The following is a 14,782-nucleotide window of genomic DNA, read 5'->3' on the forward strand; positions in this document are numbered from 1 at the left end:
CGGGGGATCTCCGCGAGGCGTGCGCCCGCTGGATCATGGAGAACCCTATCCGGCGGCCCTATGGACGACAAACTCGCCGCTCCCAGGCGGACTGTCGGTGGTCACGACTAGCCTGGACGGGTGGTCGACGTGCAACCTGGGCTCCGCACCGGAGCGACTCCTCTCGCGGTGCGCATGCGCCCGAAGTCGCTCGACGAGGTGGCCGGTCAGCGTCACCTCCTCAAGCCGGGTTCGCCGCTGGTCGCGCTCGCCTCCGACAAGGAGGGGCAGTCGGGGTCGGTCTCCGTCATCCTGTGGGGTCCGCCCGGCACGGGCAAGACGACCCTCGCGCAGGCGATCGCGCACTCCTCGGGCCGCCGATTCGTCGAGCTGTCGGCCGTGACGGCCGGCGTGAAGGATGTCCGGCTGGTGATGGACGAGGCGCTCTCGACGCGCGATCTCTACGGGGTCTCGACCGTCCTCTTCCTCGACGAGATCCACCGCTTCACCAAGGCGCAGCAGGATGCGCTGCTGCCCGGCGTCGAGAACGGCTGGGTCATCCTGGTGGCTGCGACGACCGAGAACCCGTCGTTCTCCGTCATCTCGCCGCTGCTCTCGCGCAGCCTGCTCCTCACCCTGGAGACGCTGAGCGACGACGACCTCGGCGTCGTCATCGACCGCGCCGTGGCCGACGACCGCGGTCTCGGCGGCCAGTACACGCTCGACCCGGAGGCGCGTGCCGCCCTCATCCGTCTCGCCTCGGGTGACGCCCGGCGGGCGTTGACGGCGCTGGAGGCCGCCTCGGTCACAGCGGCATCGGCCACGCCGGCGACCTCCAAGAAGAAGCCGGTCATCACCGCCGAGCTCGTCGCGCAGGCCGTCGACCGCGCGCTGCTCCGCTACGACCGCAACGGCGACGAGCACTACGACGTCATCAGCGCCTTCATCAAGTCGGTGAGGGGCTCCGACGTCGACGCGTCCCTGCACTACCTCGCCCGCATGATCGAGGCGGGGGAGGATCCGCGCTTCATCGCCCGCCGCATCATCGTGCTGGCGTCGGAGGACATCGGGATGGCCGACCCGCAGGCACTCGGCGTCGCCATCGCCGCGGCGGACGCCGTGCAGTACATCGGGATGCCGGAGGGCCGCATCCCTCTCGCCCAGGCGGTCGTGCACCTGGCCACGGCACCGAAGTCGAACGCGGCCTACATGGCGCTCGACGCCGCGATCGCCGACGTGCGCGCCGGCAAGATCGGACGCGTGCCCAAGCACCTTCGCGACGCCCACTATCCCGGCGCCAAGCGGCTCGGTCACGGCAAGGGCTACAAGTACCCGCATGACGACGCGCTCGGCGTGCTCGAGCAGCAGTATCTGCCGGACGAACTGGCCGGCACGACCTACTACACGCCCACCGAGCACGGCAACGAACGGGACGTCTCCGCACGGCTGGCGAAGCTGCGCCGCATCGTGCGCGGGCGCTGACCACGATCTGTTAGACTTTCTGCGCCTAGAAGCGTGTTCGGGGTGCGGCTGCCGCGTCCACGATTTGATGGGAAGAGCCCTGTAGCCGGGCGTCCCTGGCGACAATCCCTCTCTCTGCGGGCGCACACGTATGCCCGCATCCATCACGTCAGAGAGAACTTTCGAAAGGAAACCGTGTCTTCACGTTCCCGCAGCAAGACCCGCGAGTCGCGGGCCCTGGGCATCCCGCTCACCCCGAAGGCGGCGCGCTACATGGAGAAGCGCCCCTACGCTCCGGGTGAGCACGGCCGCACCAAGCGCAAGGCCGACTCGGACTACGCCGTGCGTCTGCGCGAGAAGCAGCGTCTGCGCGCCCAGTACGGCATCCGCGAGAAGCAGCTCCGGATCGCCTTCGAGGAGGCCCGCCGTACGCAGGGCCTGACCGGTGAGAACCTGGTCGAGCTCCTCGAGATGCGTCTGGACGCCCTCGTGCTCCGCGCCGGCTTCGCCCGCACCATCACGCAGGCGCGCCAGTTCGTCGTGCACCGTCACATCCTCGTCGACGGCCAGCTCGTCGACCGCCCGTCCTTCCGTGTGAAGCCGGGCCAGCTCATCCACGTCAAGGCCCGCTCCGAGGGCACCGAGCCCTTCCAGGTCGCGGCCGCCGGCGGTCACCTCGACGTTCTGCCGAAGACCCCGGGCTACCTGGATGTCGAGATCGACAAGCTGCAGGCCCGCCTCGTGCGTCGCCCGAAGCGCGCAGAGGTCCCCGTGACCTGTGAGGTCCAGCTGGTCGTCGAGTACTACGCGGCTCGCTGACCATCAGCACCACCCCGGACGGGGTCGCGACTCTTCGTCGCGGCCCCGTTCGTCGTCTCCGGGAACGTCATTACCGTTCGCGCCGTTCCCGCCGCCCGCGCGTGCGACTACGCTTGTCCCGTATGCCTGAGGCGGAATGGAAGGAGCCCACGTGTCCGGAGGAGACATCGCAGGGTTGATCGCGGCCGTCGTGTTCGCGGTCCTCGTCGGCTTCATCGCCATCCCCCTGATCAAGCTGGGGCGGGTGCTCGACTCGACGCGCGACGCGATCAAGGAGGCGAGCGACGGCATCACGCCGATCCTCGACGAGACCGCGACGACGCTGCAGGAGACGAACAAGCAGCTCGCCCGGGTGGACGTGATCACCAAGAACGTCGCGGACGTCACCGGTAACGTGTCTGCCCTGGTGGCCTTGTTCGCCGCGACGGTCGGCGGCCCGCTCATCAAGCTCGCCGGCTTCAGCGCCGCGGCGCGGGCGGCGTTCCGGGCCGCTGGAGGATTCGGCTCCAGGAAGGGACGCGGCGGCTCGCACTAGACTTGACTCTCGTGCGCCGCGCCCGCGCGCGGCGGCATCCAGAGAGGGAGGATCAGCATGAAGAGTTTCCTGTGGCTGCTCACCGGCGTGGCCATCGGCTTCGCCGTCGCCCACAAGGTCAACGAGACCGCCAAGGGTCGCGAATTCTTCAGCAACATCGACCAGAAGGCGCGCGACTTCGGGGAGGCCGTCACCGACGGATACCGTCAGCGCGAGGCCGAGATCCGCTCGGCCATCCAGGGCGACTGACGCCCCCTTTCCCTCCCACCCGCAGACTTCGATCGACCGGAACCCATGCAGACCGCTGAAATCCACCGCCGCTGGCTCGACTTCTTCGCGCAGCGCGGCCACACCGTCGTCCCCTCCGCCTCCCTGGTCAGCGACGACCCGTCGCTGCTCTTCACGGTGGCCGGGATGGTGCCCTTCGTGCCGTACCTGACCGGCGTGGTGCCGGCGCCGTTCCCGCGCGCGACGAGCGTCCAGAAGTGCATCCGCACGCTCGACATCGACGAGGTCGGCAAGACGCCGCGGCACGGCACGTTCTTCCAGATGTGCGGCAACTTCTCCTTCGGCGACTACTTCAAGGAGCAGGCGATCACCTTCGCCTGGGAGCTGCTGACGACGTCGGAGGACGACGGCGGCCTCGGCTTCGACCCGAAGGACCTGTGGGTCACGGTCTACGAGGAGGACGACGAGGCCCGCGAGATCTGGCAGCGCGTCTCGACCCTGCCGGCGGACCGCATCCAGGGCCTCGGCAAGGACACCAACTACTGGTCGACCGGCCAGCCCGGCCCCGCGGGCCCGTGCTCGGAGATCTTCTTCGACCGCGGCCCTGCCTACGGCATCGACGGCGGACCGGCGACGGATGACGACCGCTACGTCGAGATCTGGAACCTCGTCTTCATGCAGTACCTGCGCGGCGAGGGCGACGGCAAGGAGTTCGAGATCCTCGGCGACCTGCCGAAGAAGAACATCGACACCGGCATGGGTCTCGAGCGCGTCGCGTTCCTCAAGCAGGGCGTCGACAACATGTACGAGATCGACCAGGTGCGTCCGGTGCTCGACCGCGCGGCCGAGCTCGCCGAGAAGCCGTACGGCAACGAGGCGCACGAGGACGACGTGCGGCTGCGCGTCGTGGCCGACCACGTCCGCAGTGCGCTCATGCTGATGGCCGACGGTGTCACCCCGTCGAACGAGGGACGCGGCTACGTGCTGCGCCGCCTCCTCCGCCGCACCGTGCGCGCCATGCGCCTGCTCGGCGTCGAGACCGCGACCTTCCCGGAGCTCTTCCCCGTCTCGCGCGACGCGATGAAGGCGGCGTACCCGGAGGTCGACACCGAGTTCGACCGCATCTCGCAGCTCGCCTACGCGGAGGAGGAGACCTTCCTGCGCACCCTCACCGCGGGAACGAGCATCCTCGACACCGCGGTGGCGACCACCCAGAAGGAGGGGCGGAAGCAGCTCGCGGGCGACACCGCGTTCCTCCTGCACGACACTTACGGCTTCCCGATCGACCTCACCCTGGAGATGGCGGAGGAGGCCGGGCTCACCGTCGATCGCGGCGCGTTCGACAAGCTCATGGCCGACCAGCGCTCGCGGGCGAAGGCGGACGCGAAGGCGAAGAAGACGGCGCTGGCCGACCTGTCGGTGTACAGCAGCTTCCGCTCGCTCGGCGAGACCGTGTTCACCGGCTACACCGAGCTGCAGACGGAGTCGAGCATCCTCGGCCTCATCGTCGATGGGCGCTCCGTGAACAGCGCCCGTGAGGGCCAGGTCGCGGAGGTCATCCTCGGCGCGACGGCGCTTTACGCGGAGTCCGGCGGACAGGATGCGGACGCCGGCTCGATCGTCGGCCCCGGCTACGAGCTCGACGTGCTCGACGTGCAGAAGCCCGTGAAGGGCCTGATCAGCCACAAGGTGCTGGTGCGCAGCGGCGAGGTCGGAGTCGGCGCCCCGGCGACGAGCATCGTGGATGCGGACTACCGCCGCGGCGCGCGACAGGCGCACTCGGGCACCCACATCATCCACGCGGCGCTCCGCCAGGTGCTCGGCTCGAACGCGCACCAGTCCGGCTCGTACAACAAGGCCGGCTACCTGCGTCTCGACTTCTCGTGGAACCAGGCGCTCTCGGCCGAGACGCGGAGCGAGATCGAGGAGATCTCGAACAACGCCATCCGGCAGAACCTCGAGGTCACCACCCGCGAGCTGCCGCTGAGCGAGGCGAAGGCGCTCGGCGCCATGGCGCTGTTCGGCGAGAAGTACGGCGATGTCGTGCGCGTCGTCGACATCGGCGGCCCGTGGTCGCGCGAGCTCTGCGCGGGCACGCACGTCTCGACGAGCTCCGAGATCGGGATGATCAACCTCGTCAGCGAGTCGTCGGTGGGTTCCACGAACCGCCGCGTCGAGTCGCTGGTCGGCTTGGAGGCGTTCAAGGACCTCGCGATCGAGCGCACGATCGTGTCGCAGCTGTCGAGCTCGCTCAAGACGCCGCGCGAGCAGCTGCCCGAGAAGATCGCCGACCTGATGGCGAACCTCAAGGCGGCGGAGAAGCGCATCCAGGCGTTCGAGGCCCGTGCGGTGCTCGACAAGGTGCCGACGCTGCTCGAGTCGGCGTCGCGCCGCGGAGCGGTCACCGTCGTAGCCGAGGACGCGGGCACGCTGAACAGCGCCGATGACCTGCGGATGCTGGTCACCACGGTGCGCGAGCGCCTCGGCTCGGACGCCGCGGCGGTCGCCCTCGCGGCCCGCGCCGGCGGCAAGCCGGTCGTGATCGTCGGCACCAACCAGGCCGCTCGTGACGCGGGCGTCAACGCGGGTGCGCTCGCGAAGACGGCGGCGGGCGTGCTCGGCGGCGGTGGCGGCGGCAAGGCCGACCTGGCGCAGGGCGGCGGGACCGACGCGGACGCGATCCCCGCGGCGCTGAGCGCCGTCGTCTCGGCGATCGGATAGCACCGCGTGCGTAGCGGGGTGCGGATCGGCATCGACGTCGGCAAGGTCAGGATCGGCGTGAGCCGGTCCGACCTGCACGGGATGCTGGCCACCCCGGTCGAGACGGTCCCTCGCTCCGAGGACGCTGCGGACCGCCGGCGGATCGCTGAGATCGTCGGCGAACTCGGAGCCTTCGAGGTTATCGTCGGACTGCCGTTGGCGCTCTCGGGCGCACACACCGCATCCACGGCGGACGCGATCGGTTTCGCCGAGTCCCTGGCCGTCGAGGTCGGGATCCCGGTACGGCTGGTCGACGAACGCCTGTCGACCGTGTCGGCGGCCTCGGCGCTCCGCGCGTCGGGCAGGAACGCGAAGAAGGCGCGTCCGGTGGTGGATCAGGTCGCGGCCACGATAATTTTGCAGCACGCCCTCGATGCGGAACGGGCCACAGGCCGTCCGCCGGGTGACCCCGTCGAATCGAGCATTGGACAGTAGCTTGGCTCAGAACCCCCCAGAGCGGCCCGAGCCGCCCGCCTTCCCGGCCGTGAACCGGCCGCCGTCGCCGCCGCAGACGCCGGCGACGGACAGCGGCGAGCGTCCGCCGATGACGCGCCGCGAGGCGCGGGCCGCCCGCGAGGCGCAGGAGCGCCGGGCGGAGGAGTCGCAGGCGCAGCCGGAGCAGGTGCAGCCGGAGCAGGTGGCGCAGCAGCCATCCTCGTCGCAGCCCGAGCAGCCGGAGGAGCCGTCAGCGCCCGTCGCCGGAGCTCCTGTCTCGGCCGCGCAGTCCCCGTCCGCGACGCCGTGGTCGCTGTTCGACGACAGCACGCCGATCTCCTCGCCGATCCCGTCCCAGGAGACGCCGGCAGATCGCGCGGCGCTCGACGGCCTCGACTTCGACGCCGTCATCACCGGCCCCATCGCCCACGTCGAGGAGCCCGAGACGGTCTCCGTCGCGGCGCGCCACGGCTCGGACGATCAGACGCCATCGCACCATGACCATCCTGCGCGTACCATCTTCGGAGTGCTGGAGGAGACCGAGGACGATTCCGCCCAGGACGAGCATCCACTCGTCTGGCGGCAGCAGAACTATCTGTCGCATGACGAGCCGCCGAAGAAGCGCCGGTGGGTCAAGCGGCTGATCGTGACCATCGTCGTGCTCGGCATCCTCGGCGGCATGGCCGGCGCCGCGTACGCCATCTTCCAGCCGCAGATCGCCAAGGTGCAGAACGCGCTCTTCCCGCCCGAGAACGACTACAAGGGCACAGGGACGGGCGAGGTCATGTTCACGATCAAGTCCGGCGACGACGGCTCGACGATCTCGGAGAACCTCGCGAAGGCGGGTGTCGTCAAGACCTACGAAGCGTTCTACTCGCTGCTGCTGCGGCAGAAGCCGGATGTGGAGTTCCAGCCCGGCGTCTTCAAGCTCGCGAAGCAGATGAGCGCGGCGGCAGCGCTTGCCGCCCTGAAGGATCCGTCGTCGCGCGTGGAGAACACCGCGATCATCCCGGAGGGGACTCCGGAGAAGGACATCCTGCAGACGGTGTCGGACGCGACCAAGATCCCGCTCGCCGACCTGCAGACCGCGGCCGCGAACCCGGCCGCGTACGGGCTCCCCGCCGAGGCCAAGTCGCTCGAGGGCTTCCTGTTCCCGGCGACCTACACCTTCGCACCGGGGACGACGGCGCAGCAGGCGATCAAGACCATGGTCGACCGGATGTTCCAGGCGCTCGACGAGGCCGGCGTGGCCCCGCAGAACCGCTGGAACACCGTCGTGCTCGCATCCGTCGTGCAGCGCGAGGCCGGCCTGAAGGACGACTACCCCAAGGTCGCCCGGGTCTTCCTCAACCGGCTGGCCCAGGGATGGGACCTGCAGTCGGACGCGACGGTCGCCTACGGCACCGGCCACACCGATCGGGTGGAGACGACCGACGCCGAGCGCGAGGACGCCGGGAACCCGTACAACACCTATGTGCATCCCGGCCTTCCGGTCGGCCCGATCTCGAATCCGGGCGACCTGGCGATCAACGCGGTGCAGCATCCCGCCGACGGCACCTGGATGTACTTCGTGACCTGGAACCTCCAGACCGGAGAGACGATCTTCTCCACCACGCAGGCCGAACACGAGGCAGCGGTGGAGAAATGGCAGCAGTGGATGAGGGACAATCCCGGCTATGAGTGACACGAGCAAGCAGCGGCGCGACGAGGACCTGGCGGAGCCCGCGGTGCTCGAGGACGACACGGTCGAGGAGTCGCAGACGGAGGAGGCCGACGAGCGGGCCGCGGTCGAGGACGGCGTCTCGGAGGCATCGGCGGAGGCGTCGATCGCTGCGCTCGTCGAGGCCGAGCGGGAGCGCGAAGCCGAGGAGGCCGCGGTCGAGGAGGCGGAGGAGGCCGTCGAGCGGGAGGCCCCGCACGACGAGCCGGAGCCGGAGTCCGAGACGGCAGCCGAGGCGGAGCCGGAGTCCGAGACGGCCTCGGAGCCGGAGCCCGCGAAGGCCTCTACGAAGCAGTCGACCAGGGCCCCCGCGAAGTCGACAGCATCCAAGCCCCGCAAGCCGAAGGCCCCGAGCCGCAAGCTGGCCGTGCTCGGCTCGCCGATCGGCCACTCGAAGTCGCCGCAGCTCCACCGGGCGGCGTACGAGGCGCTCGGCATGGACTGGTCGTACGAGGCAATCGACGTCACCGAGGACGCCCTGCCCGAGTTCATCGCAGGCCTCGGTCCGGAGTGGCGCGGGCTGTCGCTAACCATGCCGCTGAAGAAGGCGGTGCTCCCGCTCCTCACCGAGACCGACCGCATCGCGGAGCAGACCGGGGGAGCGAACACTGTGCTCCTCGACGGCGAGGCAGTCCGGGGTTTCAACACCGACGTCGCCGGCATCGTGCGCGCCCTGCAAGCGGCCGGGCTCGAGCAGGCGCACTACGTCCACATCCTGGGCGGGGGAGCGACCGCAGCGTCGGCGCTCGTCGCGGCGGCGGAGCTCGGCGCCGACCGTGTGGACGCGCACGTGCGCGACCTGGAGCGCAGCGCCTGGATCGAACCGCTGGCGAACCAGCTCGGCCTGCGCGTCCGCATCCGTCCGTTCGCGCAGGCGGACCGCTCACTCGACGTGCCGGACCTCGTGATCAGCACGCTGCCGGGCGGCACCACCACCGAGGCGGTCTACACCGACTCCACGCGGCGCCGGTCCGTCCTGTTCGACGTCGCCTACGAGCCGTGGCCGACGCCGCTGGCCCGCCAGTGGGAGTCCGTGGGCGGCCGTGTCGTCTCGGGCCTCGCCATGCTGGCCCACCAGGCACTTCTGCAGGTGCGTGTGTTCGTCTCGGGCGACCCGCTGCAGCCGCTGGAGGACGAGGAGGCCGTGCTCGCAGCCATGCTGGACGCGGTCGGCATCGACGCGCAGGGCGCTCCGCTGGAGGTCTGAGGGCACGGCGGCTCGTACCTCGGTCGCAGGCTCCCTCGGCGCTGGGGTCGCGGCATCGCTGCGCGCTGCCCTTGAGCTCCACCGCGCTGTGCCAGAATCGAATCATGCTTCGTTGGCTCACGGCCGGGGAATCCCACGGTCCCGAACTCATCGCCGTCCTGGAGGGTCTTCCCGCCGGGGTCCCGGTCTCGCTCGACGCGATCCGTGCCGATCTGGCGCGTCGCAAGCTCGGGTACGGCCGCGGCGCGCGCATGAAGTTCGAGCAGGATGCGCTGGAGGTGTCCGGCGGAGTCCGTCACGGTCTGAGCCTCGGCAGCCCGATCGCCCTGCGCATCGGCAACACCGAGTGGCCGAAGTGGGTCGACGTGATGAGCCCCGAGCCGGTCGATCCGGAGGTGCTGAAGTCCGGCCGCGGCGCCGCGCTCACGCGTCCGCGTCCCGGTCACGCCGACCTCGTCGGCATGCAGAAGTACGGCTTCGACGAGGCCCGACCGATCCTGGAGCGCGCGAGCGCCCGTGAGACCGCCGCCCGCGTGTCCCTCGGCGCCGTCGCGCGCTCGTTCCTGAACGAACTGGGCATCACCCTGGTCAGCCACACGCTCTCCATCGGTCCGGTCCGCGTACCGGAGGATGCCCCGCTTCCGCGTCCGTCGGACGTCGACACGCTCGACGCCGACCCGCTGCGCTGCTTCGACCCGGCCACCTCCGAGCGCATGGTCGCCGAGGTGGATGCCGCACACAAGGACGGCGACACGCTCGGCGGCGTCGTCGAGGTGCTCGCGTACGGCGTCCCGCCGGGGCTCGGCTCGCACGTCCACTGGGACCGCAAGCTCGACGCACAGCTGGCCGCGGCGCTCATGGGCATCCAGGCGATCAAGGGCGTCGAGATCGGCGACGGGTTCCTCACCACGACGCGTCGCGGGTCGGAGGCGCACGACGAGCTCGTCGCCGCTGACGGCACGATCGCGCGCACCAGCGACAAGGCGGGCGGCACCGAGGGCGGAATGAGCACCGGCGGTGTGCTCCGCGTCCGTGCCGGCATGAAGCCGATCGCGACCGTCCCGCACGCGCTGCGCACAGTGGATGTGGCGACAAGCGAGGCCGCACCGGCGCACCACCAGCGCTCCGACGTCTGCGCGGTTCCGGCCGCCGGAGTCGTGGCGGAGGCCATGGTCGCTCTCGTCCTCGCGAACGCCGTGCTCGAGAAGTTCGGCGGCGACTCGATCGGCGAGACGGCCCGCAACCTCCACGCGTACCTGGCCAGCATCCCGGAGAACCTCACGACCGAGCGCGTCAGCGCCCCCTACGCCTGACGCCGTGTCGTCCGAGCTCACGACGCCCGTCGTCCTGATCGGCCCGCCCGCGGCCGGCAAGACGCGGGTCGGCAAGCGTCTCGCGCGCCGGCTGCACCTGCCGTTCGTCGACACGGACGCCGTCGTGGTGGCGCAGCACGGCCCCATCCCTGCTCTGTTCGCCGAGCACGGGGAGCCGTACTTCCGCCAGCTGGAGCGGGCAGCGGTCGCCGAGGCAGTGCGTGAACCGGGTGTCGTCTCACTCGGCGGGGGAGCCGTGCTCGACCCCGCGACGCAGGCGGACCTGGCCGAGACCCGCGTGGTGCTGCTGACCGTGCGCCCGGAGGCGATCGCCCGCCGCATCGACAACTCCAAGCGGCCGCTGGTGACCGACCTCGAGTCGTGGAAGCGCCTCGTCGCCGCGCGCAGCGACCTCTATCACTCGCTCGCCGACTACACGGCCGACACCTCGTCCCGTCCCATCGACACCATCGTCGAGGAGATCGCGACCTGGGTCGAGTCGCAGAAGGAAGGACACGCATGACCGACGCCCCCACCGAGATCCTGGTCCCCGGTGCGCATCCGTACCCGGTGATCGTGGGCCGCGGACTCCGGCTGGAGCTCGCCGACCACCTCGGGAACGCGGTCAACAAGGTGCTCGTCGTGCACCCGCCGACGCTGGGCGCTGCGGCCGCCGAACTGCGCGAGTCGCTCGTCGGGCGCTACGAGGTGCTGCTCGCCGAGGTGCCGGACGCGGAGGCGGCCAAGCGCGTCGAGGTGGCGTCGTTCCTCTGGGGCATCATGGGGCAGGCCGACTTCACCCGCTCGGACGCCGTCATCGGGTTCGGCGGCGGCGCAGTCACCGACCTGGCCGGATTCGTGGCCGCGACCTGGCTGCGCGGCGTGAAGCTGATCCAGGTCCCGACGACGCTGCTCGGGATGGTGGATGCGGCGGTCGGCGGCAAGACCGGCATCAACACCGCGGAGGGCAAGAACCTCGTCGGGGCGTTCTACGCGCCGGACGCCGTGATCTGCGACCTCGACACGCTCACATCCCTGCCGAAGAACGAGATCCTCGCCGGCTTCGCGGAGGTCGTGAAGTACGGGTTCATCGCCGAGCCGGAGATCCTGGACATCATCGAGGCCGACGTCGACCGGGCGACCGACCCGGAGACGCCGGAACTGCGCCGGCTGGTGGAGCTGTCCATCGGCATCAAGGCGCGGGTCGTGGGGGAGGACTTCACCGAGCAGGGGCTCCGCGAGATCCTCAACTACGGCCACACCCTCGGGCACGCCATCGAGCACGCCGAGCGATACCAGTGGCGCCACGGGGCCGCCGTCTCGGTCGGGATGGTCTTCGCGGCGGAGCTGGCCCGGCTGAGCGGGCGGCTGAGCGACGAGGTCGTCGACCGGCACCGCCGCATCCTGGAGTCGCTGACCCTGCCGGTTTCGTATCCGCTGGGCCGCTGGCAGACCCTGCTCGCCACGATGCAGCGCGACAAGAAGGCCCGGGGCAGTATGCTGCGGTTCATCGTGCTCGACGACGTCGCCCGGCCCACCGTGCTGGCCGGCCCCGATCAGAGCCTGCTGTTCGCCGCATACCAGGAGGTGGGCTCGTGAGCGAGAAGACCGTGCTGCAGAGGTTCCAGGCGAAGCCCGGCGACGGGATCGCGCTGGTGGTCGCAGAGGACGGCGACCGCGCACTGCTGGGCGCGCTCCCGGACGGTGCGACCGAGGCGCCGGTGGCGTCCGCCGCGATCCTGGCGACCGTGGTCCGGACGCGCGACGAGCTGCTGGCGCGCTATGCCGAGCAGCTGCCGGTGGCGTCCGGCGCGCGCGCCGTCTGGGTCGTGTACCCGAAGGGCGGGCGCGCCGACGTCAACCGCGACGTGGTCGCGGGCGAGGCGCGCGCCTACGGCTGGCGTGGCGTGAGCAACATCGCGGTCGACGACACCTGGTCGGCGGTACGTGTGCGCCCGCTCAAGGACGGGGAGGAGTGACGTGACGACCATCCTCGTCCTCAACGGCCCCAACCTGGGGCGCCTCGGCACCCGCGAGCCCGACGTCTACGGCTCCGGTACCCTCGACGACCTGCGCGTCGTCCTCGCGGAGGACGCCGGCGACGACACCATCGACCTGCGCCAGACCGACGACGAGGGTCAGTTGCTGCGGTGGCTGCACGAGGCGGCGGACACGGGTGCGCCCGTCATCCTGAACGCCGGGGCGTGGACGCACTACTCCTACGCCGTGCGGGATGCGGTGTCGCTCGTGACGAAGGCGGGAGGCACCGTGATCGAGGTGCACCTGTCGAATCCGCACGCCCGCGAGGAGTTCCGCCACACCAGCGTGCTGAGCGCTGTGGCGACCGGCGTCATCGCCGGGTTCGGCTTCGAGTCGTACCGGCTGGCGCTGGCGTTCATTCGCCGAAACGCCCGCTGACGTCTAGAATCTCTGGGGGCCGCCGTGCGCGGCCGACCGTGGGCCGCTTCCCGTAGCGAAGCCTGCACCACCCGAAACTTCTCATCGAGCGAACGGAAACATCCCCTTGGCCTCAACCGCTGACATCAAGAACGGCGTCGTCCTCAGCATCGACGGACAGCTCTGGACCGTGATCGAGTTCCAGCACGTCAAGCCGGGCAAGGGCGGCGCGTTCGTCCGCACCAAGCTGAAGAACGTCACGACGGGCAAGACGGTCGACCGCACCTACAACGCCGGCGCCAAGATCGAGATCACCAACGTCGACCGCCGCGACTACCAGTACCTGTACCAGGACGGCGCCGACTTCGTGTTCATGGACACGTCCGACTACGACCAGATCACCATCCCGGGCCCGGTCGTCGGCGACGCCGCCAACTTCATGCTCGAGAACCAGAACGTCACGGTCGCGCTGCACGAGGGCTCGCCTCTGTACGTCGAGCTCCCCGCCTCCGTCGTTCTCGAGATCACCTACACCGAGCCGGGCCTCCAGGGCGACCGCTCCACCGGCGGCACCAAGCCCGCGACGGTCGAGACCGGCTACCAGATCCAGGTCCCGCTGTTCCTCGAGACCGGCACCAAGGTCAAGGTCGACACCCGCACGGGCGACTACCTCGGCCGCGTCAACGACTGAATGAGCGCTCGGACGAAGGCGCGCAAGCGCGCGCTCGACGTGCTCTACAGCGCCGACCTGCGGCAGACGCCGCTCCGGCAGGCGCTGGCGACCGAGGCCGAGCGCGCGGCGAACGAGCCTGCGCGCGAGGCGTCGTGGCTGTATGCGCGCGAGATCCTCGACGGGGTCATCGAGCACGAGGACGAGATCGACGAGCTGATCGAGACGTACGCGCAGGGCTGGACGCTGGCGCGCATGCCCGCCGTCGACCGCGCGATCCTGCGCATCGGCGTGTGGGAGGTGCTGTTCAACGACGAGGTGCCCGAGGGTGTCGCGATCTCCGAGGCGGTCGAGGCGGCCACGGTGCTCTCGACGGATGACTCGGCCGGTTTCGTCAACGGGCTGCTCGCCAAGATCGCCCAAACGAGGTCGGTGTGAGCAGCGTGCGGACGAGCCTGCGTCGCCGGGTCGCCCGCGCGGCGGCTGCCGCCGTGCTGGCGGTCGGCATCGTCTCCGGCGTCGCGGCGTGCTCGCTGCTGGGCGGAGCATCCAATGTCCCGGTGGCCACCGACAAGCCTCCGACGGGCACGGATGGCGCTGTCGACTTCGACGGCCGCTTCATCACCGCGGGTGACGGCGAGAAGAAGGTCGACATCTGGTTCGACGCGATGTGCCCGGTGTGCGGCGCGTTCGAGCAGACGAACGGTGAGACGCTGGCGAAGGCCGTCGACGACGGGTCGATCACGCTCCGCTTGCACCCTCTGACCTTCCTTGACGCCGCATCGAACGGCACCGGATACTCGACCAGGGCGGCCGCGGCGCTGACCTGCGTCGCCGTGACGGACCGGAGCGCGGTGCTGCCGTTCTACCAGGCGCTGTTCACCGACCAGCCGGAGGAGAACTCCGACGGGCTCACCGACAAGCAGCTTGCGAAGCGCGCGAGCGACGCCGGTGCGGGGGACATCACCTCGTGCCTTGCCGACAGCGGCCCGTACCAGGCGTGGGCGCAGGCGAACACCGCGCACTCGCAGAAGGGCCCGATCGAGGTCGACGGCACCAAGGTGCTCGACACGATCAAGGGGACCCCGACGGTGCTCGTGAACGGCAAGCAGTATCCCGGCGGCATCACCGACAAGAAGGCGTTCACCGCGTTCCTCGCCGACCACTGACCCGTCTGAAACGGAGGAGATCGCCGGGCGCAAGCCCTCCGGCTCCTCCGTTTCGTGCATCCGTGCGGCGTGTCACCTCTCATCTCCTC

General features: G+C 70.2%; 16 protein-coding genes. All 16 read left to right on the forward strand.

Annotated elements, in window-relative coordinates; translation table 11 throughout:
- Window positions 1-120: 120 nt before the first annotated feature.
- The 16 genes from BLR91_RS07090 (at window position 121) to BLR91_RS07165 (ending at window position 14,693) form a co-directional block, all read left to right on the forward strand.
- A complete protein-coding gene (locus BLR91_RS07090; RefSeq protein ID WP_081630431.1) occupies window positions 121-1,461 on the forward strand; it encodes a replication-associated recombination protein A in 1,341 nt (446 codons plus the stop codon).
- Window positions 1,462-1,635: 174 nt separating this feature from the next.
- On the forward strand, window positions 1,636-2,259 hold the full coding sequence (rpsD, locus tag BLR91_RS07095) for a 30S ribosomal protein S4 (protein WP_018191226.1): 624 nt from the start codon (window positions 1,636-1,638) through the stop codon (window positions 2,257-2,259).
- Between the two features lie 151 nt (window positions 2,260-2,410).
- Window positions 2,411-2,794: a DUF948 domain-containing protein gene (locus BLR91_RS07100; protein ID WP_018191225.1), complete on the forward strand. Its 384-nt coding sequence runs from the start codon at window positions 2,411-2,413 to the stop codon at window positions 2,792-2,794.
- Window positions 2,795-2,851: 57 nt separating this feature from the next.
- The gene (locus tag BLR91_RS07105; RefSeq protein ID WP_018191224.1) at window positions 2,852-3,043 is read left to right on the forward strand and encodes a hypothetical protein; all 192 of its coding nucleotides are present in this window, start codon (window positions 2,852-2,854) and stop codon (window positions 3,041-3,043) included.
- Window positions 3,044-3,088: 45 nt separating this feature from the next.
- A complete protein-coding gene (gene alaS, locus BLR91_RS07110; protein ID WP_089876126.1) occupies window positions 3,089-5,743 on the forward strand; it encodes an alanine--tRNA ligase in 2,655 nt (884 codons plus the stop codon).
- Between the two features lie 6 nt (window positions 5,744-5,749).
- On the forward strand, window positions 5,750-6,217 hold the full coding sequence (ruvX, locus tag BLR91_RS07115) for a Holliday junction resolvase RuvX (RefSeq protein ID WP_026307193.1): 468 nt from the start codon (window positions 5,750-5,752) through the stop codon (window positions 6,215-6,217).
- 1 nt (window position 6,218) lies between these two features.
- Window positions 6,219-7,901, forward strand: a complete 1,683-nt coding sequence (gene mltG, locus BLR91_RS07120) for an endolytic transglycosylase MltG (protein WP_231918842.1) — start codon at window positions 6,219-6,221, stop codon at window positions 7,899-7,901.
- Window positions 7,894-9,144, forward strand: a complete 1,251-nt coding sequence (locus BLR91_RS07125) for a shikimate dehydrogenase (RefSeq protein WP_089876124.1) — start codon at window positions 7,894-7,896, stop codon at window positions 9,142-9,144. Before mltG ends, BLR91_RS07125 begins: the two co-directional genes overlap by 8 nt.
- A gap of 104 nt (window positions 9,145-9,248) precedes the next feature.
- Window positions 9,249-10,457, forward strand: a complete 1,209-nt coding sequence (gene aroC, locus BLR91_RS07130) for a chorismate synthase (RefSeq protein ID WP_020077483.1) — start codon at window positions 9,249-9,251, stop codon at window positions 10,455-10,457.
- 4 nt (window positions 10,458-10,461) lie between these two features.
- Window positions 10,462-10,980 carry a shikimate kinase gene (locus BLR91_RS07135; RefSeq protein WP_018191212.1) on the forward strand — a complete coding sequence of 173 codons (519 nt, stop codon included), beginning with the start codon at window positions 10,462-10,464 and terminating at the stop codon, window positions 10,978-10,980.
- Window positions 10,977-12,056: a 3-dehydroquinate synthase gene (gene aroB, locus BLR91_RS07140; protein WP_020077484.1), complete on the forward strand. Its 1,080-nt coding sequence runs from the start codon at window positions 10,977-10,979 to the stop codon at window positions 12,054-12,056. The genes BLR91_RS07135 and aroB overlap by 4 nt, the downstream gene beginning before the upstream one ends.
- A complete protein-coding gene (locus BLR91_RS07145) occupies window positions 12,053-12,436 on the forward strand; it encodes a hypothetical protein (RefSeq protein ID WP_089876122.1) in 384 nt (127 codons plus the stop codon). Before aroB ends, BLR91_RS07145 begins: the two co-directional genes overlap by 4 nt.
- A gap of 1 nt (window position 12,437) precedes the next feature.
- On the forward strand, window positions 12,438-12,875 hold the full coding sequence (locus tag BLR91_RS07150; RefSeq protein WP_018191209.1) for a type II 3-dehydroquinate dehydratase: 438 nt from the start codon (window positions 12,438-12,440) through the stop codon (window positions 12,873-12,875).
- 106 nt (window positions 12,876-12,981) lie between these two features.
- Window positions 12,982-13,545 (forward strand): elongation factor P, encoded by a 564-nt coding sequence (efp, locus tag BLR91_RS07155; protein WP_018191208.1) that lies wholly within the window; start codon window positions 12,982-12,984, stop codon window positions 13,543-13,545.
- Window positions 13,546-13,962 (forward strand): transcription antitermination factor NusB, encoded by a 417-nt coding sequence (gene nusB, locus BLR91_RS07160; protein WP_020077487.1) that lies wholly within the window; start codon window positions 13,546-13,548, stop codon window positions 13,960-13,962.
- A complete protein-coding gene (locus tag BLR91_RS07165; RefSeq protein WP_089876120.1) occupies window positions 13,959-14,693 on the forward strand; it encodes a DsbA family protein in 735 nt (244 codons plus the stop codon). Before nusB ends, BLR91_RS07165 begins: the two co-directional genes overlap by 4 nt.
- Window positions 14,694-14,782 lie beyond the last annotated feature (89 nt).

Origin of the sequence: Leifsonia sp. 466MF, assembly GCF_900100265.1 — a bacterium.
In the GTDB taxonomy this organism is placed as follows: Bacteria; Actinomycetota; Actinomycetes; order Actinomycetales; family Microbacteriaceae; genus Leifsonia.